This is a genomic window from Silvimonas soli, from assembly GCF_030035605.1.
Lineage (GTDB): Bacteria > Pseudomonadota > Gammaproteobacteria > Burkholderiales > Chitinibacteraceae > Silvimonas > Silvimonas soli.
The window spans coordinates 3,897,813-3,923,378 of record NZ_CP106736.1 but is presented as its reverse complement, the minus strand read 5'-3'; the positions used below and the strand labels follow the sequence as shown (position 1 = coordinate 3,923,378).

General features: G+C 57.3%; 20 protein-coding genes. 8 read left to right on the top strand and 12 right to left on the bottom strand.

The window, feature by feature from the left end; translation table 11 throughout:
• The first annotated feature begins 91 nt into the window (after positions 1-91).
• The gene (locus N7220_RS17885; RefSeq protein ID WP_283148884.1) at positions 92-2,767 is read left to right on the top strand and encodes a family 20 glycosylhydrolase; all 2,676 of its coding nucleotides are present in this window, start codon (positions 92-94) and stop codon (positions 2,765-2,767) included.
• A gap of 101 nt (positions 2,768-2,868) precedes the next feature.
• Here the strand turns inward: N7220_RS17885 and N7220_RS17880 are convergent, their stop codons facing one another.
• The gene (locus N7220_RS17880) at positions 2,869-3,639 is read right to left on the bottom strand and encodes an HAD-IIA family hydrolase (protein WP_283148883.1); all 771 of its coding nucleotides are present in this window, start codon (positions 3,637-3,639) and stop codon (positions 2,869-2,871) included.
• A 160-nt stretch (positions 3,640-3,799) separates the two neighbouring features.
• Between N7220_RS17880 and N7220_RS17875 the strand changes: the two genes are divergently transcribed.
• Complete coding sequence (locus tag N7220_RS17875) at positions 3,800-4,801, top strand: serine/threonine protein kinase (protein WP_283148882.1); 1,002 nt, start codon at positions 3,800-3,802, stop codon at positions 4,799-4,801.
• A gap of 408 nt (positions 4,802-5,209) precedes the next feature.
• A complete protein-coding gene (locus N7220_RS17870) occupies positions 5,210-8,068 on the top strand; it encodes a DUF1631 family protein (RefSeq protein ID WP_283148881.1) in 2,859 nt (952 codons plus the stop codon).
• 69 nt (positions 8,069-8,137) lie between these two features.
• On the opposite strand, the gene N7220_RS17865 is transcribed toward N7220_RS17870, so the two are convergent.
• The 3 genes from N7220_RS17865 to ada form a co-directional block, all read right to left on the bottom strand.
• Positions 8,138-9,322 carry a benzoate/H(+) symporter BenE family transporter gene (locus tag N7220_RS17865; protein WP_283148880.1) on the bottom strand — a complete coding sequence of 395 codons (1,185 nt, stop codon included), beginning with the start codon at positions 9,320-9,322 and terminating at the stop codon, positions 8,138-8,140.
• 133 nt (positions 9,323-9,455) lie between these two features.
• On the bottom strand, positions 9,456-10,103 hold the full coding sequence (gene alkB, locus N7220_RS17860; RefSeq protein ID WP_283148879.1) for a DNA oxidative demethylase AlkB: 648 nt from the start codon (positions 10,101-10,103) through the stop codon (positions 9,456-9,458).
• Positions 10,103-11,212 (bottom strand): bifunctional DNA-binding transcriptional regulator/O6-methylguanine-DNA methyltransferase Ada, encoded by a 1,110-nt coding sequence (gene ada, locus N7220_RS17855; RefSeq protein WP_283148878.1) that lies wholly within the window; start codon positions 11,210-11,212, stop codon positions 10,103-10,105. Before ada ends, alkB begins: the two co-directional genes overlap by 1 nt.
• 207 nt (positions 11,213-11,419) lie before the next feature.
• Here ada and N7220_RS17850 point away from each other — a divergent pair, with 207 nt between their 5' ends.
• Positions 11,420-11,809: a hypothetical protein gene (locus tag N7220_RS17850; protein WP_283148877.1), complete on the top strand. Its 390-nt coding sequence runs from the start codon at positions 11,420-11,422 to the stop codon at positions 11,807-11,809.
• A 26-nt stretch (positions 11,810-11,835) separates the two neighbouring features.
• Here the strand turns inward: N7220_RS17850 and N7220_RS17845 are convergent, their stop codons facing one another.
• Positions 11,836-13,218: an MFS transporter gene (locus N7220_RS17845; protein ID WP_283148876.1), complete on the bottom strand. Its 1,383-nt coding sequence runs from the start codon at positions 13,216-13,218 to the stop codon at positions 11,836-11,838.
• 174 nt (positions 13,219-13,392) lie between these two features.
• Here N7220_RS17845 and N7220_RS17840 point away from each other — a divergent pair, with 174 nt between their 5' ends.
• The 3 genes from N7220_RS17840 to dbpA all read left to right on the top strand — a co-directional run bounded on the left by N7220_RS17840 (position 13,393) and on the right by dbpA (position 16,716).
• On the top strand, positions 13,393-14,337 hold the full coding sequence (locus N7220_RS17840) for a LysR family transcriptional regulator (protein ID WP_283148875.1): 945 nt from the start codon (positions 13,393-13,395) through the stop codon (positions 14,335-14,337).
• A gap of 192 nt (positions 14,338-14,529) precedes the next feature.
• Complete coding sequence (gene map, locus N7220_RS17835) at positions 14,530-15,297, top strand: type I methionyl aminopeptidase (protein WP_283148874.1); 768 nt, start codon at positions 14,530-14,532, stop codon at positions 15,295-15,297.
• Between the two features lie 27 nt (positions 15,298-15,324).
• A complete protein-coding gene (gene dbpA / locus N7220_RS17830; RefSeq protein WP_283148873.1) occupies positions 15,325-16,716 on the top strand; it encodes an ATP-dependent RNA helicase DbpA in 1,392 nt (463 codons plus the stop codon).
• Positions 16,717-16,792: 76 nt separating this feature from the next.
• On the opposite strand, the gene N7220_RS17825 is transcribed toward dbpA, so the two are convergent.
• The 7 genes from N7220_RS17825 to N7220_RS17795 all read right to left on the bottom strand — a co-directional run bounded on the left by N7220_RS17825 (position 16,793) and on the right by N7220_RS17795 (position 24,218).
• Positions 16,793-17,431: an HAD-IA family hydrolase gene (locus N7220_RS17825; RefSeq protein WP_283148872.1), complete on the bottom strand. Its 639-nt coding sequence runs from the start codon at positions 17,429-17,431 to the stop codon at positions 16,793-16,795.
• 97 nt (positions 17,432-17,528) lie between these two features.
• On the bottom strand, positions 17,529-17,777 hold the full coding sequence (locus tag N7220_RS17820) for a hypothetical protein (RefSeq protein WP_283148871.1): 249 nt from the start codon (positions 17,775-17,777) through the stop codon (positions 17,529-17,531).
• A 223-nt stretch (positions 17,778-18,000) separates the two neighbouring features.
• Positions 18,001-18,423 (bottom strand): hypothetical protein, encoded by a 423-nt coding sequence (locus tag N7220_RS17815; RefSeq protein ID WP_283148870.1) that lies wholly within the window; start codon positions 18,421-18,423, stop codon positions 18,001-18,003.
• 87 nt (positions 18,424-18,510) lie between these two features.
• Positions 18,511-19,929 (bottom strand): DUF2252 domain-containing protein, encoded by a 1,419-nt coding sequence (locus tag N7220_RS17810; RefSeq protein WP_283148869.1) that lies wholly within the window; start codon positions 19,927-19,929, stop codon positions 18,511-18,513.
• A 152-nt stretch (positions 19,930-20,081) separates the two neighbouring features.
• Positions 20,082-20,873, bottom strand: a complete 792-nt coding sequence (locus N7220_RS17805) for a hypothetical protein (protein ID WP_283148868.1) — start codon at positions 20,871-20,873, stop codon at positions 20,082-20,084.
• A 176-nt stretch (positions 20,874-21,049) separates the two neighbouring features.
• A complete protein-coding gene (locus N7220_RS17800) occupies positions 21,050-22,699 on the bottom strand; it encodes a mechanosensitive ion channel family protein (RefSeq protein WP_283148867.1) in 1,650 nt (549 codons plus the stop codon).
• Positions 22,700-22,991: 292 nt separating this feature from the next.
• On the bottom strand, positions 22,992-24,218 hold the full coding sequence (locus tag N7220_RS17795; RefSeq protein ID WP_283148866.1) for an MFS transporter: 1,227 nt from the start codon (positions 24,216-24,218) through the stop codon (positions 22,992-22,994).
• Positions 24,219-24,695: 477 nt separating this feature from the next.
• On the opposite strand from N7220_RS17795, the gene N7220_RS17790 reads away from it, so the two are divergent.
• Positions 24,696-25,547, top strand: a complete 852-nt coding sequence (locus N7220_RS17790; protein WP_283148865.1) for a carboxylate/amino acid/amine transporter — start codon at positions 24,696-24,698, stop codon at positions 25,545-25,547.
• The last annotated feature ends 19 nt before the right edge of the window (positions 25,548-25,566 follow it).

The following is a 25,566-nucleotide window of genomic DNA, read 5'->3' as shown; positions in this document are numbered from 1 at the left end:
ACTCGTCCATAGATCCACCCAATGGGCGGACCGGCCCGCGCTGCGGCCATAACGATCTAACATCGAAATTGCTATTGCAGAGGACAACATCATGAAACTCAAACCGGGTCTGATTGCCTTATCCATGGCCTTGTCAGGTATGGCACTGGCTGCCACGCCGGATGCCGAGCTGACCAACACCATGGCTCATCAGCTCAACGTGCAATACGACGTGATTGCCAACGGTCTGGACGCTGCAAAATGCGCACCGCTGGGCGCGGATTGGGCCTCTTGTTATTCGGTGGACGTCACGCTGACCAACACTGGCGCGGCCATCAATGGCAAAGACTGGGAGATCTATTTTTCCAGCATCCGCCGGGTGCTGAAGGTAGACACTGACCAGTTCAAGATTACCCATCTGACTGGTGACCTTTACCGCCTGCAGCCGACCGAAAAGTTCAACGGCTTCGGCGCGAACGCCGCGATCAAGATTCCGCTGGTGCTGGAATACTGGCAAATCTCCACTTACGACACCATGCCCCGCTGGATGGTTAAGGCAGGTAACGCCGATGCCAAGGTAATCGCCAATACCAACACAGAAGACATCAATAGCTTTGTCGGGCCATTGGGCAAAAACTGGCAACGTACGGCCACCGACGCCAATGTGTTGATGAACGCCAGCAGCCGCTTCGAGCAATACAGCCAGACCCCGGCATTATCTCAAGCTGCCATTGCCGGCCGCATGATTCCAGAACCCATGCAGCAAACCATGACCGGTGGCAACATCACCATCGCCAACGGGCTGGAGCTGAAAGCAACCGGTTTAACGGCCAGTAACGTGGAGGCACTGCAGGCCCGCTTCAGAATGCTGGGCGTTGCGCCCAAGTCAGGGAATCTGCCAGCCAAAGTTGCGCCATTGCCTGTCCGTGTTTCGGTGCAACCCGATGCTGTGCCAGAAGCGGCCCGTAAAACCGAAGGCTACAGCCTGACCATTACGCCGCAGGGCGTGACCGTGACTGGCTACGATGCAGCTGGTGCATTCAATGGCGTGCAATCACTGCTGTCGCTGGTCAACGTGCAGGGTCCGACTGTTGTGCCAGCCATGCAGGTCGTCGATGCACCGCGCTTTAACTATCGTGCCTTCATGATTGACGTGGCCCGCAATTTCCACAGCAAGGCAATGGTGCTCAAGGCCATCGACCAGATGGCGGCGTACAAACTCAACAAGTTGCACTTCCATTTGTCTGATGATGAAGGCTGGCGACTGCAGATTCCTGGCCTGCCACAACTGACCGACGTGGGCGGCAAACGTTGCCTGGACCTGAGCGAAACCAAATGCCTGTTGCCACAGCTGGGGGCCGGGCCGGACACCTCAACCAATGGCAGTGGTTACTTCACTCGCGCTGAATTTATTGAGATTCTCAAGTACGCCCACGCCCGCAATATCGAAGTGATCCCGGAAATCGATATGCCGGCTCACTCCCGTGCTGCGGTAGTTTCGATGGAAGCGCGTTACAAAGAACTGTCGGCGCAAGGCAAAACCGCTGAGGCCAACGAATACCGCCTGGTTGATCCGCAAGACACCAGCAATATCACCACCGTGCAGTACTACAACCGCCTGTCGACACTGAACCCATGCCTGCCTTCGACCCTGAAGTTCACCGACAAGGTGATTGGCGAAGTGGCGAAGATGTATAAAGATGCCGGCCTCAAAATGAACACTTGGCACTTTGGTGCCGATGAAGCCAAAAACATCTTCCTCGGCGGCGGTTATGCCGACAAAAACGCGAAGGACAACGCGGGTAAGGGCCAGATGGACATGAGTCTGCAAGATCATCCGTGGGGCAAATCACCAGTCTGCCAGGCGTTGGTCAAATCGGGCAAAGTGGACAGCATGGAACACCTGCCTTCCTACTACGCCCATCAGGTCAACGGCTTGCTGCCGAAGTACGGCGTGACCAACTTCCAGGCATGGCAAGATGGTCTGAAGAAAGCGCCGAATGCCAAGGAATTCCCGGTGACACCGCGCGTCAACTTCTGGGACACCCTGTTCTGGGGCGGCGCTGATACAGCGTCCGAGATGAGTGCCAAGGGCTTTGCGCAAATCATTTCCAGCCCGGATTATGTCTATCTGGACTTCCCTAACGAAGTTGATCCAAATGAGCGTGGTTATTACTGGGGCGCACGTTCCAATACGCTGAAAAAGATCTTCACTTTCGCGCCGGAAAACCTGCCGCAGAATGCCGAAACGTCGCTTGATCGGGATGGCAAGGCCTTCGAGGTCAAGTCGGCGGATGTCGCGCCGAATGTCATCGGCCTTTCCGCCCAGGTCTGGAGTGAATCGTTCCGTACTGACCAGCAATACGAATATATGGCCTTCCCGCGTCTGATCGCAGTGGCTGAACGCGCATGGCACAAAGCTTCATGGGAATTGCCATATCAATCGGGCGCGGTGTTCAAGTCTGGCGTAACGCATAACGTCGATGCCCAGGCAATTGCCAATGACTACACCGGCTTTGCCAATGCATTGGGGCAACGTGAACTGGCCAAGCTGGATCGGGCTGGTGTCGATTACCGTCTGTCCATGGTCGGTGCCAAGGTCGTGAACGGTAAGCTGGCGGCGGTAACTGAGTTGCCTGGCGTGCATATCCAGTATTCGCTGGATGCCGGTAAAACGTGGCAAGCATGGAATGCCGCCAATGCGCCAGCAGTGGCTGATCCGCAAGCTGTGCAGGTTCGTAGTGTCAGCACGGATGGCAAGCGCTTCGGTCGGGCCAGCGGTCTGTAACCAGGCACTGGTAAAACGCAATGCAAAACGCCCGGTTCATCAATCGGGCGTTTTTCATGCTGCGGCAGTAGCGGCCGGGCTTGGCCAGGTCGCTGTTGCAATCACAATGCTTCGATATCGATTTCGCCAACATTGTTGAAAACGTGGTTTGGCTTGTACGGGAACTGTTTGATCGATTCCCGGGTACTCACGCCAGACAACACGAGCACAGTGGTCATCCCTGCTTCCAGACCGCCAACAATATCGGTGTCCATGCGATCACCAACCATCACCGCGTCGTCCGGATGCACGCCCAGCTTGCGTGTCGCCAAAGTCATCATCAGTGCATTGGGTTTGCCGACGATGTAGGGCGTTTTGCCCGTTGCGGCAGCGATGGCGGCCAGGATGGTCCCCGCCGCCGGTTCATTGCCACCTTCCACCGGATCGATCATGTCGGGGTTGGTACCGATGAACTTGGCGCCGCCATCAATCAGGCGTACGGCTTTTTTCATTTGCTCATAGCTGAAGCTGGTAGTCTTGCCCACCACCACGTAATCCGGGTTCGACTCTGAAATCGAATAGCCAACGTTATATAACTCGTTGATCAGGCCGCCGCCGCCCACCACATATACCGTAGCGTGTTCTTTCTGGCTTTTCAGGAACATGGCCGTGGCCATGGCGCTGGTAATGAAGTTGTCTTCAGTCAGGCCTTTGATCCCCAGATGTTCCAGCTTGAGTTTCAAATCCAGCGGCGTTTGTTCGGCGTTGTTGGTCAAAAACAAAAACGGCGTTTTGGCAGCCAGCAAGCGCTGCACAAAGTCGTTGGCGCCGGGGATCAAGGCTTTGCCCCGATAAATCACGCCGTCCATATCTGAAATAATGCTTTTGGTCATGGCTCTGTGTCTGTGTGGTGAGTCGGATTTTTGCATCATGCCGTCTGGCCGGACCCGGCTGCTTGATCCAGGTCGCGGCAATACGCAAACAGCATGACGTGAAAAGGCCATATACCGCAAGTTGCTCGCGGCAAAAGCGCTGCACTGGCATCATGACGGCATGACAGAAAACACGCAGCAAACCCCGCCTTTTGCCGGACTCACCCCGGATTGTGTCCTCAATGCCATTGAATCCACCGGCCTGATCGCTGATGGCCGCCTGCTGGCCTTGAACAGCTACGAGAACCGCGTTTATCAAGTAGGCATTGATGAAGGCCCGGCCGTAGTCGCCAAGTTTTATCGCCCTTTGCGCTGGAGCAATGCGGCCATTGCCGAAGAACATGCGTATAGCGCCGAACTGGCCGCCAGTGAAATCCCGGTAGTCGCGCCACTGCTTATCAACGGTGCCACCTTGCACGAATATCAGGGCTATCGCTTCGCCCTGTTCCCCCGTCGCGGCGGGCGCGCACCGGAACTGGATAATCTGGACACGCTGGCCTGGCTTGGCCGTTTTATGGGTCGCATTCACGCAGTAGCCGCGCAGAAATCCTTCAGCGAACGCCCGGCGTTGAATCCCGAAACGTTTGGGGTTGAGCCACGCCGCTTTTTGCTGGATAACGGCTTTATTCCGCCCGACCTGCTCGCAGCCTGGGAATCAGTTAGCGCCCAGGCGCTGGAAGGCGTGCAGCGTTGCTACGAACGGGCGGGCGATATGCGTAACATCCGCCTGCATGGAGATTGCCACGCCGGCAACATCCTGTGGACTGACGATGGCCCGCACTTTGTCGACTTTGACGATTGCCGCAGCGGCCCGGCCATTCAGGATATCTGGATGATGTTGTCTGGCGAGCGCCAGGAAATGACCATGCAGCTATCCGAGATCATGGAAGGCTACGAATCATTTGCCGACTTTAACGCCCGCGAGTTGCATCTGGTCGAAGCCCTGCGCACGCTGCGGCTGATCCATTACTCGGCATGGCTGGCCCAGCGCTGGGATGATCCCGCCTTCCCCGCTGCCTTTCCCTGGTTCAATACGCAACGTTACTGGCAAGACCGCGTGCTGGAACTACGCGAGCAAGTGGCCTTGATGGACGAACCTGCTCTGCCGTTGCGCGGGTTTTGAGCGCGATCGCTGGCCCAATGCGGCCAGCTCGCTGCTATCTATAACGAAGCAGTCTCTTGACACAACTCGTTACCGAGGCTCGCGCCAATGGCCACTCGGCGGCGCTGCTCGCGCACCCTTTTGCGCTACGTTTCGCCTGAAAAACGACGAGCATTCGTCAGAAATATGACCAATACCCGTCAGCTTTCGTAGGGAAAAAACCTTACTCTCTCAGGAAAAAGACAGCCAGGCGGGCCCAGTGGCTGTATAACCGGGGATGAACGGTGTCGCAACCGGCATACACCTGGCATATCAGCCTCGCTAATATGTCGCAGATCACATGCTATTTGCTTACAATAAGTTCAATACCTCGATATCTCTGATTGATATCTCTAAATACACGCCACTGGCGAAGGGCAGCAGCAAAAGATGGATCGAAACGCGGTACTAGCCCAGACACGTAAAGAATTCCTCAAGGCCTTTGCCGAGGCCGTGGATGCTCTGACTCCCGTTTCCTTGCATAACCTGGATGAACTGGCCGAAACTGCTGGCACCTCAGCAGAACGTTATTCGCGGTTTGACGCACGCAGCGTGCTCTTCAAGCGCGACATTGAAATTCGCCAGCAGCTCAACCAGAAAATGGAAGGCCTGCTCAATCGCGCCTTTCAGACCGCCTATAGCACCCTGCGCCCTTCGTTTGCCGATGCTTTTACCCAGACCACGCTCAGCCTGATTGATACCTCGGCGCAAGAAGAAGAAGTGCGCCTGGATAACATCATGCGGCGCTATCGCAATTCGGCCGAACAGCAACTGCGTGATCTGAATATCCGTATCGCCGTGCTGTTTGGGCAAGAAGACATCAAAGAGCGGGAAAATCCGTTCCGGCCTTACCTGTTTACGCGTTGTATCACCCAGACCGTGGATGCGCTGGGTCTGGAAGAAGATACTGCGCTGGTACTCACCGACCAACTGGCATCCGACATGACCGGGCCGGTGGTTAAAATCTACGAACAGCTGAATGAACATCTGGCGGCGCAAGGCATTGCCAGCACGCTACAACTGAAAATTCGCCGCAGCAAAGCCGCGCCCTGGCAACAAGGCCAACAAGCGCCGCAACCTGGCCCGCCACAGGGTCATGATGACGCAATGGGTGGCATGGGTGGTGCCGACGGCCATGACTCCAACTATGTTGGCGAAATGCCTTTTAATCCGGCTGGTTTGCAATCGCCATTCGGCGCGCCGCCGGGCATGGGCTTTAACCCGGGCGTGATCCCGACCATGCCGGCGATGTCTGCCCCGCAGCCAGATCGCAGCGACCAGTTGCTGCAGTTTGTACAACACGCTTTGGGTATGGGACCGGAGCCGGCGGCATTGCAAGCACACAGCGCACAAACGCAAGGTGGCGGCTCACCACAATACGGTGCGGCTCCCGGCTGGTCCGGTGGCGGTGGCGCTGGTCAAAGCTGGCCTGCGGGCCAAGGCGGGGGACAGATGCCCGCAGGCGGCGGCCCCGGCCAATATGGCGCAGGCATGGCGCCGCAGCCTTATGGCTACGGCGGCGGCGCTGCCCAGAGGCAAGGTCAAGGTCAGGGTCAAACGCCGGGGGAGCAAGCTGGCGGACGCCGCGGCTGGCTGGGCGCAACTCAGGGCGTGGGTGAAGTTCTGCGTAATCTGTTTACCAAATCGCGCTCCGGTTCTGCCGGTTCTGCAGCAGGCGATTACGCTGAAGAAGACCACTTGCCCTTTAATGAATATGAACCCAGTGCCGGTGCGGATGGCAGCTTGGCTGGCATTGGTGTTCGCGGCGCGAGCGGCGGCATCATTCGCCATACGCCACTGTCCGGCATGGTCGAAGAACTGCAATTTGCTGCCACACCGACTGTGGAACAGATTTTTGACAACGGTCGCGTACGCAACCTGATTCTGGAAGCACGTTCGCGCTTGTCGGATGTCGCCAAAGACAGTTCCGAGCAGATGATTATCGATACAGTCGCCATGCTGTTCGAGTTCATCTTGAGCGATAGCGAAGTACCGGCTGAAGTGCGCGCACAGTTGGGCCGACTGCAGTTCCTGGTGCTCAAAACGGCGCTGCTCGACCCCGAATTCTTTACCCAGGCTCACCACCCTGCCCGCATGCTGGTGAACCGCATTGGCTCGATTTCGCTGGGCCTGCGTTCACTTGATCCAACCGGTGAACGCATCAGCGTCGAGATTCGCCAGATCATTGAAACCTTGCTGGCCGACAAAACTGAAGGCCTGGCGTTGTTTGGCGCCATGCTGGATGAGTTCGACGCGTTTATTGCGCGCGAACTGCGCAACGCCAGTACGTCGGTTGAACGCGCCGTCGAAGCAGTAGAAAACGCGGAAAACCACACCCTCGATTACGCCCGCACTAGCGGCATGTTGGGCGATTCGCTCTCCAATTACCGACTTGATGGCTATCTACACGATTTTCTGGTCAATGACTGGACCCACGCCATTGAACGGGCCGGTCGCAGCAACCCGGATCGCGCCTTGAGTTACCGTTTGCTGGTGCCGGATTTGATCTGGAGCCTGGCGCCCAAAGTGTCACTCAGCGAACGCAAAGAACTGTTGGGAATGATTCCAGGCATGCTGGCAACCCTGCGCGTGGGGCTGGAAGACACCGGCCTGCCCAAGCCGGATCAGCAAAAGTTGCTGACATGGCTGGCCGAATCGCACCGCCTGGCCTTGTCCGCCACGCATGTCTCCGCACCGGTGCCACCCGTTGAAATGGTGCGCGAGAACTTTGTTTCTTTCCTCGCGGCTGAAGCTGCGGACACCACCAACGCCGCAGTTGCCCCGGCCTTTGATCGGCAAATGGTCACCGAGGCGATTAACGAGTTGGCAGTGGAGCTGGATCTGATCGATCACATGCTGGAACTGGACGAAGAAGCCCTGCCCGCCATTCCTGCCAAAGAAACCGCAACGCCGGAAGAAATCGCGCAAGACGAGGCGGTGGATGCGGGCTTGCAAGACGGCGTTACCGTGGAGGTCAACCTCACCGGTCATCCGGCCACTGCCCGCCTGAACTGGGTCAGCAGTTCTGCCACCACATTGGTTTTGACGATGGAAGGCAACGATCGCCCCTCCGTTATCAGCGTCAAATTGTTCAAGCGCTTGCTGGCTGCAGGTCGCGCCCGGTTCCTGGAAACCACGCCGCTGTTCGAGCGCGCAATCCAGTCCTTGCTCAACTCGGCCGACAAACTGGATTCGGCACCGGCTACGCCTTTCAATCGGGCAGCCGGCCCACAACCTGCCATGTTCTAATCATGTGTGGATAGCCGGATCAGGCAAAAAAAGGGCCACGCAATTGCTGGCCCTTTTTTTATTTTTCCGTCAAACACAGGTGCGGCGCCAGCCGTTCAGTATCGCAATCGTAAGCCCGCCCGCGACCAATCCCCAGAAGGCCGAACCGATGCCAAACAGGCTGGTACCGCTGGCTGTCACCAGAAAAGTAATCAGGGCCGGTTCACGCAAGTTGTCGTCACGCATCGCGGTACTGAGACTGTTGGCAATGGTGCCAAATAGCGCGATCCCGGCGATGGCCATCACCAGTTCTTTGGGGAAGGCCGTAAACAAAGCGCCGACGGTGGCGCCAAACAAGCCCGCCAGCAAATAGAATATCCCGGCAAAGATCGCGGCCAGATAGCGCTGGGACGGGTCTTCATGGGCATCTTTACCCATGCACAACGCCGCGGAAATTGCCGCCAGATTCACCGCAAAGCAGCCAAACGGCGCCAACACCAAGGTGGTGACCCCGGTCCAGGTAATCAACGGCGAAACCGGCGTGTTGTAACCAGCCGCCCGCATGACCGCGACGCCGGGCACGTTTTGCGAAGCCATGGTCACCACAAACAGCGGTATCCCCACGCCGATCAACACTTGCCAGGAAAACGCCGGGGTCACCCAGACTGGCCGGGCGATTTGCAATTGCAGGCCGTTCAGATGCAACTGGCCTTGCAATGCGGCCAGCGCAATGCCCAGCAGTAACACCAGAATTACGCAGTAACGCGGCCAGAAACGCTTCAGTACCAAGTACGCCACAAACATCGCCAACACCATGGCAAAGTTGGTTTTCATGGCCACAAATGCGTTCATGCCGAAATGCACCAGCACCCCGGCCATCATCGCGGCGGCCACTGGCAGCGGCAGATGATTCATTACCCGCTCAAACCAGCCGGTGATGCCACTCAAGGCCATCAACGCGCCACAAAACACAAACGCGCCGATGGCGTATTCCATAGGCACGCCCGCTAGCGAAGTCACCAGCAACGCCGCGCCCGGCGTCGACCACGCGGTGACGACCGGATTGCGGTAGCGCAGGCTCAGGCCAATGCAGGTAATGCCCATGGCAAAACCCAGCGCCGCAATCCACGATGACACCTGTGCGGGAGAGGCCCCCGCTGCTTGCGCGGCCTGGAAGATGATCGCCACTGAACTGGTGAACCCCACCAGTACCGTCACAAAGCCTGCGGCAACGGTAGACAGCGGTAAGGGGCGTGGCAGTGATAAACCGGACATGAAGCGTGCCTTTGCAAACTCGGGAACAAGAACCTGATATTACGTTGCCATATCCGCAGGCGTATCGGTACACCTTGCGGGCAAAGCTGGCGCTACAGGTACAGTGTGCGAGATGACGCCGAAATATCTGTGTTTAGAGTGCAGCACGAAAAGTGAGGTTGATCCGGCAATTGCCGGTAAATGGATCATCGCCATCGGCCAAGGGAGCGATGCCGTGAAAAGCCAGCCGCGACGGGCCGCCCCATACCGCTACATCACCATGTTCCACGCGATATTTACGGGTTTTGTCGCTGCGATTCAGTCCACCAAACAAAAACACCGCAGGCAAACCCAGCGACACAGACACAATCGGCGCACGGGCATCGTCTTCGTCTTTATCCTGATGCAAAGACAAGCGCGAACCGGGCACGTAGCGGTTGATCAGGGCGGCGTCCGGCGCAAAGCCATTGAAACCCGCAGCCTCTGCCGCACGCCGGGCCAGATCACTGAACAAGACTGGCATCTGCGGCCAGAGCAAACCCGTTTGCGGATCATGCGGCGCGTAGCGATAACCGCTTTCATCCGACACCCAGCCCACGCGACCGCAGTTGGTCATGGCGACCGACATTGTATAGCCACCCGGCGTAACCAGATGGCGAAACGGTGCCACGCGGCTGATTTCGGCCACGCACGCCAGCAAAGCCGGGGCAATGTCCCGGGCGAATCCGCGCAGCAGCACGGCGCCTGGCGCGATCTGTTCCTCACCTTGCAACATACCGCTGAATAAATCGCCCATCGCCATCAGTTCTTCTCCGACTCCAGTTCCAGCAAGGCGCGCTTGCGCTCCACACCCCAGCGGTAACCAGACAAAGCGCCATCATTGCGCACCACCCGATGACACGGAATCGCCACCGCCAAGGCGTTGGCGGCACATGCCTGCGCTACCGCCCGCACTGCTTTGGGTGAACCGATACGCTGGGCGATATCGGTGTAACTGGCGGTGCTGCCTGGCGGAATGTCGCGCAGCGCTTGCCACACGCGCTGCTGGAACGCGGTACCGCGAATATCCAGCGGCAACGCCAGCCCCAGCGTGGGGTCATCGACAAAACCGATCACTTGCGCCATCCAGGCTTCAAACGCAGCGTCACCACCGGTCAACTCCGCATTGGGAAAGCGGTCCTGCAAGTCGCGCACCAGTTCATCTGGATCATTGCCCAGCAAAATGCTGCACACGCCTTGTTCGGTTGCCGCGACCAGAATCGCCCCCAACGCGCACTGGCCCACGCCAAAACGAATCAGCGCGCGCTGACCGCCACGTTGGTAGTCGCGCGGTTTCATTCCCAGTAACTGGCTGGATTTCTCGTAAAAGCGCCCACTAGAGCCAAAACCGGCGCCGTACAAAGCATCGGTAACGCTATCGCTGCGCTGCAGTTCGTCGCGCACTCGCCCGGCCCGGTGTGCAACGGCGTATTCACGTGGAGTGACGCCGGTGATGCTTTTGAAAACATGATGAAAATAATAGCGGCTCAGCCCGGCCACGCTGGCTAACTCGGCCAGCGCCGGTAGCGTTTCACTACTTTCAATCAACCGGCAAGCCTGGGCCACCGCTTTGGCGTGTTGCAGCGCCAGCGATTCCTGATCCGGCTTACAGCGTTTGCAGGCACGAAAACCGGCCTGTTCCGCTTGTGCTCCGGAGTCATAAAAACCGACATTCTCACGCCGGGCATGGCGTGACGGGCAAGATGGTCGGCAATAGACGCCAGTGGTGCGCACGCCATAGCAGAAGGCACCGTCAGCGGCTTTATCGCGGCGCAGGATGGCGTCCCAGCGCTCTTCTTCGCTGGCATAACCAGTTGATTGATCAATAGTTGTTTGCGGGTTCATTGCGGGTATAAGAAGTTGGGCAGACATGATTGCTCCCGGTTCAGTGGTGCAACCATATTCGTTCATCATGCCACGACCAGCACTCCGCGCCTTGCTTTCAAATTCATCAGCGCAAAACAACCCCTGATAGCCGCAGGCGGTGGCGTTTGTTGCATCCTGGCGCAGATACGCCATTATTCAGCACAGAATCATCCAAAAAACCTTCACCGCTCATTTCAGGCAAAAGGCAGATTCATGCGTAGCACCAGCGTTTGGCGAGTTGTATTACTGGCAGTGCTGTTTATGGCACTTGGCCATTATCTGATTCCGGCGCAGCGATTTTCAATCAGCTACAACGGTGAGCCCGTGCATGGCTTCGCGACTTGGGGTCTGGCGGCTGGCAGTGTGCTACTTGCCTTGGTGGCGGAATCGCTAGTGGCAATGTTGCTCATGCTGCTGCTGGCTGGATCATCCATCTTGCTGGTGACGCTGATTCTGGCGCCAGTGCTGCTGATTCTGCTGGCGATTTTTCTGATGCTGCCATTGTTGATCCCCGGCGTGCTGATCGCGGGGATCGTGGCGATTGTATTCATGCGCAACAAGACGCAGCAAGATGATCGGGCATCCCGACAGCATCACAACTGAATGACCGATATACCTGGCGCCAGCGTTTAACCTGGCGCCATTTTCTTGGTTACGCCATTGGCCATGCGCATGCAACTCACTCCAGCAGCGCAAATGGCAAACAGTGCTGCGGCCAGCAAGCTATTGCGGGTGCCGTTCATGGGAAACAAACTAAACATCAGCGCCACCAGTGATGCGCCCATGGTCTGCCCCAGCAAACGCGCTGTACCGAGCATGCCGCTGGCTCCGCCGCCGCGATGAGCGGGAGCCGACGAGAGCATGGCAAAGTTGTTGGGCGACTGAAAGAAGCCAAAGCCAATACCGCACAGTGTCATACGCCAAGCGATATCCAGCCCGGACGGATCAGCCGGTAACAGCGCCAGCAGTAGTAGACCAGCCGCGAAAATGGCCATTCCTACTCCCCCGAGCATGCCTGGCGAGTATTTCTTTTCTACCAGGCGCCCGGCCAGCGGTGCGACAAACACAATCGCCAAGGGCCACGGTGTGAGCAACAGCCCCGTTTGCGTAGCGGTACGGCCCAGGGTTTCCTGCAGGTAAAACGGCAGCGACACCATGGCCAGCATTTGCGCACAGAACGAGCAGATCGAAGTACAAATCGACAAGCCAAAGATCGGAATGCGCAGCAGATCAATCGGCAACAAAGGTGCAGACAGCGTCAATTGGCGGCGCACAAAGAAATAACCCACCACGATCGCAACCGCCAGCATCGCCAGCACCAATAGACGATTGGCCTCGTGCCCCAGACCGTCGATGCTGAAAATCAGCAATCCAAAGGTCAAGGCATTGAGCAGCGCGCTTTTGAAGTCGAATGCGTGCGTGGCTTTGTGGGCGTTGTTGGGCAAAGCTTTCATGGCAATCACAAACGCCAGCACGCCCAATGGCAGGTTGATGGCGAACAGCCACTGCCATGACGCCACCACCAGAATCGCCGCAGCAATGGTCGGGCCAGCCGCCGACGAAAGCGCCACAATCAGCGAGTTCAGGGCCATACCGCGCCCCAACTGGGCTTTGGGATAAATCACCCGGATCAACGCCGCGTTTACGCTCATCAAACCGGCAGCGCCAAAGCCTTGCAGAATCCGGGCGATGGTCAGCGTGGTAAGCGAATCAGACAACGCGCAAATCACCGAGGTCACCGTAAACACGGCCAGACCGGTTTGATAAACCCGCCGGTAGCCATAGATATCGCCCAGCGAAGAAAACGCCAGCAGCGACACGGTGATAGCCAATTGGTATGCGTTGACCACCCAGATCGATGCAGCCGGGCTGGCGTGCAGATCACGGGCAATAACCGGTAAAGCAATATTGGCGATGGCCCCATCCAGCACAGCCATGCTGATGGCCAAGGCAACGGTCAGGATTGCCCAATAACGTTTGGGGAGCGGTACGCCGTCAGCCTGAATATTCATTTTGGGTAGGTATCACGCAAAAGAACACCTCGCGGCCACAGTGGCGTAGAGGTGTAAGGTGCAAGGAAACTCTGAGCATACAGTCTAGAAAAATGGTCAGTTAATGTCGATAATATCAATCGACCTATTTGATATGAATTTCGACCCAATAAGCCTGACCGGAAAAACCCCGCCATGGAATTGAGACAACTGCGGTACTTTGTGGCCGTTGCCGAGGAACTGCACTTTGGCCGTGCCGCAGAGCGGCTGGAAATGACTCAGCCACCGCTGAGCCAGCAGATACAGGCACTGGAACAGGACATGGGCGTGCGGCTGTTTAATCGCACCAACCGCCGCGTCGAGCTCACCCAGGCCGGGCGTTCATTTCTGAATGACGCCCGTCTGATACTCAAGCAACTGGATCAAGCGGTCGAACAGGCGGTACGGGCGCATCGCGGGCAATCGGGGGAATTGCGGTTGGGCATTACCGGTTCGGCACCATTTACCGCGGTGTTTGCCCGTTCGATTCACGATTTTCGCGAAAGCCATCCGGCAGTGCAGCTCACTTTGCGTGAAATGACCACACCCCATCAGATTGACGCGCTGATGGAACGACGGCTGGATATTGGCGTAATCAGGCCAATCGCCGTACCCGACGCCTTGCAGATCATCGAACTCTTGCAAGAGCCGTTAGTGATTGCCATGCACACCAGCCACCCCGCCGCGCAGGGCGATCCGGCCGTGCCGGTATCGCTGGAACAATTTGCCCACGACGGCTTTGTGATGTTTCCGCGCGGCATTGGCATTACGCTGGCTGAACAGGTCTGGCATTTGTGCCGCGATGCCGGTTTTACGCCCAACATCGTGCAGGAAGCGCGGGAAACCTCGACGCAGATTGCCTTGATTGCCGCCGGGTTTGGCGTGGGTATCATGCCCGCCCTGCAACAACGTATTCAGGTAGAAACCGTGGCTTATCGCACCATTGACCACCCTGCCGCACGCACAGCGGTCTGGCTGGTCCATCGGCGCGAAAGCCAGCCCGCGCTGGTGCAAGCATTTCTGGAACGGGTACGTGACGAAGTTCGGCGTACTCGCGCAGCCGATGCGAGCGGCGCGGCAGCTGCGTGGGTATCTCCCTGAATTGACAGCAAGAATTGCCCAAAGCCTGTGGATTGAAGAACCCCGCACTCAAAAAGGCAAATATCGCGCGCTACAAAGCTGACCCAACGGAGTCTATCGGGCCAAAAAACGCGAAAAAGCTGTATGTCCCGCACATTGCACGGGATAATCCGTTTATGGATAGCTGCCTCAGGCAGAAAACAAAGGATTGCAATGCCCATTACCCTCAAAACGCCCGAACAGATTGAGTCTATGCGCGTGGCTGGCCGCCTGGCCGCCGAAGTGCTGGAGATGATCAGCGAATACGTGCAGCCGGGCGTGTCGACTGAAGAACTGGATCGGCGCTGTTTTGAATACATCACCAAAATCCAGAAAACCGTTCCTGCAAATGTCGGTTATCACGGCTTCCCCAAAACGCTGTGTACCTCGGTCAATGGCGTGGTTTGCCACGGTATTCCCAGCCCCAAGGAATTGCTCAAGGATGGCGATATCGTCAATATCGACGTTACCGTCATCAAAGATGGCTGGCACGGCGATACCAGCCGCATGTTCTACGCCGGTACGCCCTCACCCGCCGCGCAAAAACTGGTCGATACGACTTTTGAAGCAATGATGGCAGGCATTGAAGTGGTAAGACCGGGCGCGACGCTGGGCGATGTGGGTCACTCAATCCAGACGCTGGCCGAAAGCCGCGGTTATTCGGTGGTGCGCGAATATTGCGGCCATGGCATTGGTCGGGTGTACCACGAAGACCCGCAAGTGCTGCATTACGGCCGCCCCGGCACCGGTCTGCGCCTGAAAAAAGGCATGACCTTTACTGTGGAGCCGATGATCAACGCCGGTGAACCAGGAGTGCGCTCACTGGCCGATGGCTGGACCGTTGTGACCCGTGACGGCTCGCTGTCCGCGCAATGGGAACACATGATCGCCGTAACCGACGACGGTTTTGAAATTCTTACCCCCTGGCCCTCAAGCCTCTAATCCACACTTAAAAATCGAGGACGCCCTGTGACCAGGAAACAACCTTTTTCCGCGCTGCCATTGTCGCCAGAACAACTGGCCAATCTGGACAGCCTTGAATACTTTGAAATGACCGACATCCAGGCGCGCAGCTTGCCGCTGATCCTGGATCGCAAAGATGTCATCGCCCAAGCCAAAACCGGCAGCGGCAAAACCGCGGCGTTTGGCCTTGGCATTTTGCATAACCTGAACCCCAAGCTGTTTGCGATTCAGGCGCTGGTGATGTGCCCTACGCGCGAACTGGCTGATCAGGTGGCCAAATCGCTGCGCCAGTTGGCGCGGCATATGGACAACATCAAGATCGTCACGCTGTGTGGCGGCACGCCGATGGGGCCACAGATTGGCTCGCTGGAACACGGTGCGCATATCGTGGTCGGCACGCCGGGCCGCCTGCACGATCACCTGTTCCGCGAAACGCTGGACCTGCGTCGCATCAACACACTGGTGCTGGATGAAGCCGACCGCATGATCGATATGGGCTTCTTTGACGAAGTCGCCAACATCGTGCGCCAGTGTCCGCAACGCCGGCAGACTCTGCTGTTCTCGGCCACGTATACGGAAGACGTACGCAAGCAAAGTGCAGAGTTCTTGCGCCAGCCAGTGGAAGTCAAAGTGGAATCGTTTCACGATGCCAACCGCATCGAACAACGTTTTTACGACGTTGAACACACCGAGCGTAACGCCGCCGCCGCGCAGATTATTGAGCATTTCCGTCCGGTTTCCACGCTGGCGTTCTGCAATACCAAAATCCATTGCCGCGAGCTGACCGAAGAACTGCGCGCGCGTGGTTTGTCGGCCCTGGCTCTTTATGGCGACATGGAACAACGTGATCGCGACGAGATTCTGGTGCGCTTTGCCAATCGCAGTTGTTCCATCCTGGTTGCCACCGATGTGGCCGCGCGTGGGCTGGATATTGCCTCACTGGACATGGTGCTGAACGTCGACGTCTCCAAAGACGCTGAAGTCCACGTCCACCGTATTGGCCGCACTGGTCGCGGCAAAGAACGTGGTCTGGCGGTGACACTGGCAGCAGCTAACGAAAAGAAATGGGTCAAGCTGATTGAGGACTACCAGCAAGGCGTCAAAGCCGTCTGGCATCACCTGAACGAAGCCAAGCCTGCCGATGGCAAGACACTGCAACCGCCCATGTCCACACTGGCCATTGCCGCTGGCCGCAAGGAAAAAATCCGTCCCGGCGATGTGCTGGGCGCGCTGACTGGCGATGCCGGTTTTAAAGGCGAACAGATCGGCAAAATCAATGTGTTTGATTTTTCGACCTTTGTTGCAGTCGACCACAATATTGCCGATGAAGCCTGCAAGCGGCTTTCCAACAGCAATATCAAGGGCAAGCGTTTCAAAGTACGGCTGATGGACGAATAAATCGCGCGCGGAGATACACGCTCAAAACAAAGGCCCGGATCATCACTACTCCGGGCCTTTGTTTTGTGTGCGATGTTCAGCTGATTTGCTGCAGCAGTGGCACCAATTGCGCCATATGGGTAAACGCCGTTACACCGGCCGGAACAGCGTCTTGCTGGCCATGCGGCTGGTAATACAAGGCGTGCATGCCCGCGCCCAATGCGGCCTGGATGCCCGTTGGGCTGTCTTCTACGACGGCGCAAGCGGCAGCGTCAACGCCCAGTTCTTGAGCAACATGCAGGAACAAAGCGGGATCAGGCTTCCATTTGCCCACGTCGTACGCGCTGTAAATGCGCTCGCCAAATAACTCCGCCAAGCCAGTGATTTCAAGCGCGTGGCGAATTTTGGCGGCAGGGCCGTTGGAGACCAGACAAAACGGCAAATGCAGTTGATCAAGCATTTCAATGACGCCGGGCATGACTTCCAGTTCGGCATCAAACAGTTCGACCACGCGGGCGCGATAGCGGGCTTCGAAATCATCGGGTAATGGCTGGCCTATCCGCCGGGCCAAATCAGCCGCAATGGGCGCGAATTTGATGCCGCGATAACGCTGCACCATGCCGTCTATGGTCTCGTCCAGCTGCGGCAAGAGTTCGAGAAAGGCCTGGTTGCACAGTTTTTCACTGTCTACCAGCGTGCCATCCATATCAAAACAAACGAGTTTTACTGCGGGCATAGGCGAAGAATGTCGGGAAAGAAATTGTCGAAAAACCGGCAGGCTTACATGCGGCCGGTGCGACAAGAATAACATCCGCAGTGCCAGAGCGACCTGATCAGGTCATGTGCTGCGCAACCGAGCGCATGACTTCTTCACCAAATAGCGTATGAATTTCAGGCTGCAGCAACGCCAGCATGCTGAAAGCGGTGCCGGTATCCATGAAGCGATCTGCGGCATTGCGACAGCTGGCTTCGTCTTCCCACACTAGCCGGTCGAAAAAGTAACCATCGCCTTCGTACATCTCGTAGGCGACAAAACCCGCCTGTACCCGCAACCAGGCCAGCATGTCATTGGTGAGAGACACAAATACGTCATATGAATTTGGATCTTTCAACCGAGACTGTACTAATTGAACAAACATGAAAACTCCGGGAAATAAATTGCAATAGTCCAATCATCGCAGTTTAGCCCGCTGCGGGTATTTTTGCTGTGACCGAGGACGTGACATTTCGTAACTTCCTAAAAATCAGGACAAAAAAAAGCATGCGCCGTTCTGGCTGCATGCTTTTTTGCTGGCTAACCAGCGCTTACCTGGTCGTCGTCGCCGAAGCATTTTTGGGCTTTTTGGCGCTGTTCGGCGGCGCCAGTTGCCAAGTGCCATCTGCCGCTTTGCAATAGGATGGGGTCATCGTGTCGTTCTGGATCTTGCTCTTGAATGCCAGGATCAGCGCCCGGCAACTCATGCCGTCGCGCTCAAAATCACGCGTGGGTGTGATCTCTACCGAAGTTGGTGTGGAACTGGGCTGATCCACGTTGCTCCAGTTTTCCTTTTCTCCGATCTTGCTGTTGGCCAGCGCATCCTGGATGGTTTTGTTCAGACTGGTGATTTCATCTGGCTTCAGCCGGGCCAGCGGCGTGTCACTCATGAAGCCAAGGCCGGCTGCATGGCTGGTAACAGCTAGCGGTGCTAGCAGAGCCATTGCAATGGCCATTTGACGAATCGAACGCATCAAGCAAATTCCTTTTGGTGGGCTAGCCCGGATTTTAAAACGTCGTACATACCTTTCATAGCGGTTATAGCCCATCTCGCCGCGCAGCTACACCAGAAAATCTGCGGTGTAATCTGCTTCGGTACGTGCGACAAGCCGACCGGAGCGACACGCTTTGGAGAAAATGTCGTAATCGCGTTCGACCTGGTCGGCGTAAGCCATTGAATATTTGCCAATGGCAACCGCCATGCTGTCGCTTTTACCCAAGTACCCGGCCACTTCCGTTGCCAGACCACCGGCCCTTGCATGTGCCCGCGCCAGGACCCAGCCGCAGGAGCGTGCATAGCCTTTGAGTATGGTGGAGTCGAACAATTCAACCTGCGGCGAGACTTTCATGTCCCGCAACTGGCGCAAATAGAAGTGCCGCCCTGATGGCCCGGTTGACCAGCCCAGGAAAATATCGCTGGAAGCCTGCATCAGGCGCTGCCCTTCCACCACCCTTCGCCCCTGATGTTGAAACGGGGTCTTGGGTTTGACATACGGCGCCAGCACCGAATCGCGGGCTTCCTTGATTTGCAGGAACAACGGCTCGCCCTGACTGCCTATCATCAAGGCGATCAAGCAGCGGGTACCGACGCTACCCACCCCAACCACCTTGAAGGCCATGTCATGCAGCGTGAAGCGTTCCAGTAATTGCCGGTGGCTGGCCGAAATCGTGCCCGAATACTCTTTGTACAGTTTTTTGATCAACGCTTCCGGACTGCCCAGTTGCACCCAGTCATCCACTTCATCAAACAGGCTGGTGTTGCCGTGAATATGAAACACACCAGGAGGCGCATCGCGGATTTTCCAGACGCCGTCTTTCATCACGCCCAGTTTTGGCAGCAGCTCCTCGCTACTGCGCCGGTCGGCTTTGGCCATACCCTCGCGCACCAACCGCCGCCCTTCGGCAGTCTTGGCGCTTTCCAGAATTCGCTCAAACGTGATCTGGTCATACCAGGTTTCCAGCGCGCCCATTTCTGCGTATTCGAGCGTTTTTTGCCGATAGGACTCCGCCACAATATAAGCCGTTTCTTCGGCGGCTGAGTCACCGTGCCCGAGGTGGCGGGCGGCCACGGCAAAACTGGCGGCCAGACGCTTCAGATCCCACTCCCAAGGCCCGGGATGGGTTTCATCAAAGTCATTTACGTCAAACAACAAATTGCGTTCTGGCGTGGCAAAGCCGCCAAAATTGGAGAGATGACAATCGCCACAGATTTGCATCTGGATGCCGGAGTCAGGTGTGCCTGCCAGATCATGTGCCTGCAAAATTGCACTGCCGCGGAAAAACGCAAACGGTGACACCAGCATGCGCGCGTAACGCAACGGCACCAGTTTGGTCACGCGCCCTTCGCTATTGGCCTCAAGCAACGCCAACGGATCGCGATCCGTATTGCCAGTCTTGTGGTGACTGCTGCGTTTGGTTTGCTTGCGTGCTTCGATCCCGATCGCTTTGCGCTGTTCCAGGGTGGCTTCTTCGTTTGGCATGCGTTGTGAACTCCATTGACTGGCAACTGCACCGTGCCCGAGGCATAGATGGGCTGGCTGATTCATCATCATAGTCAGACAAGGGCAGTTTGCGAACTTTGCACCTGGTTCTACCGGCAGCCAGTACAACCGGCCATATCATTAAAGATGGGCTAATCCGGAAATAACACCGAGGCAGTCAGACGCACGCCCCAGCCCGGCACGCTATCCGGGCGCGCAATCCAGTATTTGCCTTCGACACCCAGCATGGCTTTCTGGCTACCAAATGAAAACATTTTGCTCAGGCCGGCGCTCACCGGCACGGTCCACACTTTATCCACCCAATCGTAGGTGGTTTCGGAACCTACCGACCATGTCAGCCCGGAACTTTGAGTGAAAGCCATAAACGGTTGAAAGGCCGAGGTACTGGCGTTGCCGTGCAAAGCCGGAATGGTATACGACCAAATATGGTTGGCCTCCACGCCCCAACTCCAGCTCTGGTTTTGCATCATGACAATGCCGGAGGGGCCGCCGCCCCAGCGGGTCAGCGGTGCGGTGGAAACCAGTGTGTTGTCGCCCAGAAAAGCAGTCCCGCCGCCGGCGATCCAGCCACTCTCAGGAACTTTGGCTGGCAGCACCAAAACGTTCTGCACGTCTTGACCGGTGCCGTAGGGGTTGGAGCCGGGCAACAAGTCAGACTGCCCGCCGTTGAGCAAGGGCTGGGTCACCAGGCTCCATTGGCTATTCAATAAATAGGCAGCTGCGCCCGGTTCGGTGCTTTTGCTGCCCCAGCCAGTGTTGGTACTGCTATTACCCAGACGGGATGCCACCAGCGTTGCGCCGGGCTGCATGGACATATCGGGAACAAAACCGTCGCCCAAGGCAACAGCAGGCAAAATGCCGGAAAGACTACTCACCAGCGCGCACCGGACCCTTAGCTTGAACAAGCCTTGTCGCATACGCATCTCCCGGCTCATTGCACCTGGGACTGGCGAGTGAGTCCGTTTTTTTTATCGATCTTGTTGTGTGGGCAGCAAGGCCGGGTTGATCAGCCTTGTGCACCTCATTAATGCTCATTCCTAAAGCTAGACGCTTGTAAGACTGGTCGCGAGGCAGTCTGGTTGTGAAACAACGCCGCTGGTCAGGAAGTCCCCTCGCCATTGGCCGGTTTGGCTGGCGCCGGATACCACTGGCCTTTGGGCACGAGTACCGCTTGATGCGGTTGCTCCTCGAAATGCGGCGACATGATCTGTACGCCCCAGGTGTTGAACTCGTCCTGGATATTGGCATGCAGCACAGACAAGGTTCCGGCCCGCCCCATCGGATCTGGCGTGTGGGCAAACAGTTGATATTCCACGTAAAAGTCCGACAGCGCGCGTTGCAACACATAAGGCGCTGGCGTTGCTGCCAGCCCAGGCGTCTTTTGCGCGGCGGCCTCCAGCATGGCATGTACCTGCCGCCATGGCGTGTCGTAACCGATGGTCACGGTCGTGGACAAGAGCGACCCGGTTGCCCCGGCGGCGCGGGTGTAGTTGTGGATGGTATTGCCCACTACCACCGCGTTCGGGATGGTGATTTCCTCTTTGCGCAGCGTCAGTAGTTTGACCGACAAAGTAGAAAGCTCAGTCACCACGCCTGTGGTTTCGCCGATCGCCACCAGATCGCCCTTGGTCAGCGCCCGCGAATAAATCAGCACCATGCCGCTCATGAGCTGATTCACAATCCCCGCCGAGCCCAGCGTGATCATGAAGCCGAACAGCACCGACAAGCCCTTGAACACGTCACTTTGCGAGCCGGGAATATACGGGTAGGCAAACGTCAGCCCCAGCGCCCATACCATCACCGATACCATGCGGCGCGTGGCACCGGCGGTATCCGGATGCAAGCCGGGGATTTCCATGCGCCCTTTCTGCACCGCCTCGAACACCCGGGCAATGATGTCTTGCACCGCCCGGGTGATCAGCAAGATCACCACCACGGTGATCACGCCCGGTACTGCGCTCACAAAGCCTTCGGCAATACGTGTCAGCAGATCCACCAGAAAGCCGCCCATGCGATCACCCAGTGGTTGGGTCAGCACGAACTGCTTGAGCACGAATACCAACCAGACATACAACAAAGTCAGCAATGCAAAGGCGGAACAAATCTGGATCAACCGATGCGCCAGTTGTACCGAGGCGCCCAGCCAGTCAAACCCTGTGGTTGCTTCGGCTTCATCATGGCGTTTCTGCAAACGCTCACACCAGCGCAGCAGTATTTTGCGTAAACGGCCCAGCCCCCACACGGCCATTGCCAGCACGGCAACGGCCAGCAATGTCGCCACAATGCCGTGGATCAGATTGGGCCAATGCATGCCTTCTTTGCGCACGGCCAGTACCGTTTTGAGATTACTTTCGGTATCCGTGGCAAAAGCCTCAAAGGGCCGGCGATCGCCGGGGTTTTGGTCATTCGGCAAGAGTGAGAACAGCAGCCGGTCGCCCAACTGGAATACCGTGACCTGGATATTGCCAAACAGCACCTGAATGCGATTGAGCGGCAGATCCAGATCGGATTCCTTCAGGCTTTCCAGCACGGCTTGCGCGCGTTGTGCCCGCACCGCTGGAGTCGCTCCCGCCAGATCGTCGCGGAACTGGACGATGGTCCGGTTCATATAGCGAAAGTCGGCCGGTTCTGGCGCTGAGGCCATCGGCGCGGAAGCCGAATGCTCGACGATGGAAATCGGATTGGCGGCCCATGTCGGGACGTTCATTACCAACAACATAAGTGCAAGGCACTGGATCAAGCGACGCATGTGCGTGATATTCCCGCAGAATCGATAAGGTTCTAGATAGTTCAAGTTCAAGCCAAGGGAGGCGATTACGGAATAGTTCGAATGATCGCGCCGGGAACCCTGGCATTTTTTGAGCCCCCTGAATATCAAATAGCATAAAAATGGTGCAGCTTGCTTACGTTTCGCCTGCAAGGACTGTTGGAAACGTCGCGTAGATGCGACAAAGCCCGGCGAAGCTGCTTCGTCGGGCTTTGGGAAATACCTTGCTGACTGGCGTTGGAGTGCTCAGCCGGTCGTGGTCTGCATCAGTGCTTTATGCCGCAGCAATCGCCTGCGGCCCGCGTGGATTTTTGTGATGCAACACCACCGTAAGCACCACGCCCGCCGCTGCAGCAATGGCCGCCACAAAGAAAATGGCCGGGTAGCCATAGCCACCAATAATCAAGCCAGCAACCGGCCCGATCAGGCCTAGAGCCACATCCAGAAACACCGAATACGCCCCTAGCGCAGCGCCACGGCTGGCAGCGGGCACCAATGCCACGGCTTCGACACCCAACGCCGGGAACACCAGCGAGAAACCGATGCCGGTCAGCGCAGCGCCGACCAGCGCCATGGTGGGCGTCAGCGCGGTCCACAACAGGGTAAGCCCAATGCACTCCACCACAAATGACACAATCGCCACTTTGAAGCCGCCGTAGCTGTTGATGCTGCGCGCAAATATCAGACGCGTCGCGACAAAACACAGACCGAACATGCTCAGCGTGAACGCCGCATTGGGCCAGTGGCGGCTGGCGTAGAACAACGTCACAAATGTGGCGATGGTGCCGAATCCGGCCGAACCAAGCGCCAGCCCCGTGCCATAAGCGAACACTTTGCCCAGCACGCTGCGAAACGGCAGGCGCTCACCATGCACAATCGGTGAAGCTGTGCGCGGCAGCGCCAAGGCAACACCAAGCACGCCCAGCAGCATGACTACGATGCCGATCACGGCAAAGCCAAACTGGTGCGTGAGCATAACGCCCAGCGGCGCACCGACGGCCAATGCGCCATAGGTGGCGACACCATTCCAGGAAATAACCTTGGCGGTATGCTGCGCACCCACCGTACCGATGCCCCAGGTAATGGCGCCAGTACCACAGCAGCTTTCAGCAAAACCCAGGATCAGACGCCCCACCAACAACAAGGCAAAACTCACGCCTGGCATATGGCTGGTCAGCGCGGCCAGCAGCATGAACACGCCACTGACACCCGCGGCGGCCAAGCCATATAACACGGTACGTTTGGCGCCCAGGTTATCCGACATTCGCCCAGCCTGCGGGCGACTGGCCAGCGTGGCCAGATACTGCGCGCTGATCACCAGCCCCGCCAATACCGAGCCGAAACCCAGATCCAGATGGACATAAGAAGGCAGCACCGCCAGCGGAATACCGATGGTGAGATAAGCAATGAAAGTGAACATCACAATGCTGACGACACGCCGGGTGACGCCTGCTTCGGCGGCGGTATCGGGCAATTGGGTAGAGCTGGAATCTGAAGACATGACACAACGCTATAACGAGAAAATGAAGGGCACTCAAGGCCTTGCACAACGCGGCCATTCACTGGACCGGTCGGTTTGATGCAAAGCAACATAAAGCGCACTCCCGAATGATAGGCCGAAATCCGCCAGCACTGTATCATCCGCGCACGAAATTAGTATTTCGTCATATTACAACTTGTACAAAACCGCTGCGGAAGATCTCAAGGAACCTCTGAACGGGTTCTTTGGGAGCAGCGTTTGCGCCAAATCGGGATGATCTGTTGACCCGTTGCTGTGCCCCAAGGCCAAGCGCCTTTGGACACAGCAACGGGGCGGCAGGCACCCGATTTCGCGCAAACCCGCAGGGACAGTCCGTTGCGGGCTGCTTGCTGTGTTGCAGGCCCTGAACAGGTAATGGGCCTGTCATACAGGCTGACGCCGCGCTCCATCCCGCAAAGGACCGTCGCTGCCCCAAAAAACTTGTTCAAAGGTTCCCGTATGCCTTATCTCGCCATCATCACCGTCGTCTGGGCGCTGTCTTTCAATCTGATTGGCATCTTTCTGGCCGGTCATGTCGATAGTGATTTTGCCGTGCTCACCCGCGTGGCCATTGCCGGGCTGGTCTTTCTGCCATTTACGGCCTGGAACGGCATTGCCGGCATGCGCAAGCTGGGCACCATGGCGGCTGGCGCGTTGCAGTTTGGCGTGACTTATCTGCTGTTGTATCGCTCTTTTCATTTTGTCAGTGTGGCGGAGGTGCTGCTGTTCACCATCTTCACGCCGATCTACATCACGCTGCTGGACGATCTGCTGCAACGCCGCTTCAATCCGCGCGCCTTTGCTGCGGCGCTGGTGGCAGTGATTGGCTCGCTGATCATCCGTTACGACCACATCGACAGCAACGCCCTCACCGGCTTTTTGCTGCTGCAAGCGGCCAATCTGACCTTTGCGGCGGGCCAGGTTGGATACCGCCGTCTGGTTGCCCGTTACCCGAGCGACCTGCCGCAATATCGCTCGTTTGGTTATTTCTTTCTCGGCGCGTTGATCGTCGCCCTGCCCTCGTTCCTGATTTTTGGCAACGCGGCCAAATTGCCCGCGACCCTTGACCAGTTTGCCGTGCTGGCGTTCCTGGGACTGATCTCGTCAGCGCTGGGTTTTTACTGGTGGAACAAAGGCGCCTGCATGGTCGATGCCGGTACGCTGGGCGCCATGAACAACATGCATATTCCAGTGGGCTTGCTCATCAATCTGGCGTTCTTCAACCAGCATGCGGATATCCCAAGGCTGGTGATTGGCGGACTGGTGATGCTTGCGGCGCTGTGGATTAACCGGCGCGGCTGGCAGCATTGAGGGCGAGGTAACGCGCGAA

Bases quoted from the DNA above. Each gene is read 5' to 3' on its own strand.
- N7220_RS17885 (WP_283148884.1), top strand. From the start codon at position 92: ATGAAACTCAAACCGGGTCTGATTGCCTTATCCATGGCCTTGTCAGGT.
- N7220_RS17810 (WP_283148869.1), bottom strand. From the start codon at position 19,929: ATGCCAAACGAAGAAGCCACCCTGGAACAGCGCAAAGCGATCGGGATC.
- N7220_RS17870 (WP_283148881.1), top strand. From the start codon at position 5,210: ATGGATCGAAACGCGGTACTAGCCCAGACACGTAAAGAATTCCTCAAG.
- N7220_RS17850 (WP_283148877.1), top strand. From the start codon at position 11,420: ATGCGTAGCACCAGCGTTTGGCGAGTTGTATTACTGGCAGTGCTGTTT.
- ada (WP_283148878.1), bottom strand. From the start codon at position 11,212: ATGTCTGCCCAACTTCTTATACCCGCAATGAACCCGCAAACAACTATT.
- N7220_RS17840 (WP_283148875.1), top strand. From the start codon at position 13,393: ATGGAATTGAGACAACTGCGGTACTTTGTGGCCGTTGCCGAGGAACTG.
- N7220_RS17815 (WP_283148870.1), bottom strand. From the start codon at position 18,423: ATGCGTTCGATTCGTCAAATGGCCATTGCAATGGCTCTGCTAGCACCG.
- N7220_RS17825 (WP_283148872.1), bottom strand. From the start codon at position 17,431: ATGCCCGCAGTAAAACTCGTTTGTTTTGATATGGATGGCACGCTGGTA.
- N7220_RS17800 (WP_283148867.1), bottom strand. From the start codon at position 22,699: ATGCGTCGCTTGATCCAGTGCCTTGCACTTATGTTGTTGGTAATGAAC.
- alkB (WP_283148879.1), bottom strand. From the start codon at position 10,103: ATGGCGATGGGCGATTTATTCAGCGGTATGTTGCAAGGTGAGGAACAG.
- N7220_RS17845 (WP_283148876.1), bottom strand. From the start codon at position 13,218: ATGAATATTCAGGCTGACGGCGTACCGCTCCCCAAACGTTATTGGGCA.
- N7220_RS17865 (WP_283148880.1), bottom strand. From the start codon at position 9,322: ATGTCCGGTTTATCACTGCCACGCCCCTTACCGCTGTCTACCGTTGCC.
- N7220_RS17795 (WP_283148866.1), bottom strand. From the start codon at position 24,218: ATGTCTTCAGATTCCAGCTCTACCCAATTGCCCGATACCGCCGCCGAA.
- N7220_RS17875 (WP_283148882.1), top strand. From the start codon at position 3,800: ATGACAGAAAACACGCAGCAAACCCCGCCTTTTGCCGGACTCACCCCG.
- N7220_RS17880 (WP_283148883.1), bottom strand. From the start codon at position 3,639: ATGACCAAAAGCATTATTTCAGATATGGACGGCGTGATTTATCGGGGC.
- N7220_RS17790 (WP_283148865.1), top strand. From the start codon at position 24,696: ATGCCTTATCTCGCCATCATCACCGTCGTCTGGGCGCTGTCTTTCAAT.
- N7220_RS17805 (WP_283148868.1), bottom strand. From the start codon at position 20,873: ATGCGTATGCGACAAGGCTTGTTCAAGCTAAGGGTCCGGTGCGCGCTG.
- map (WP_283148874.1), top strand. From the start codon at position 14,530: ATGCCCATTACCCTCAAAACGCCCGAACAGATTGAGTCTATGCGCGTG.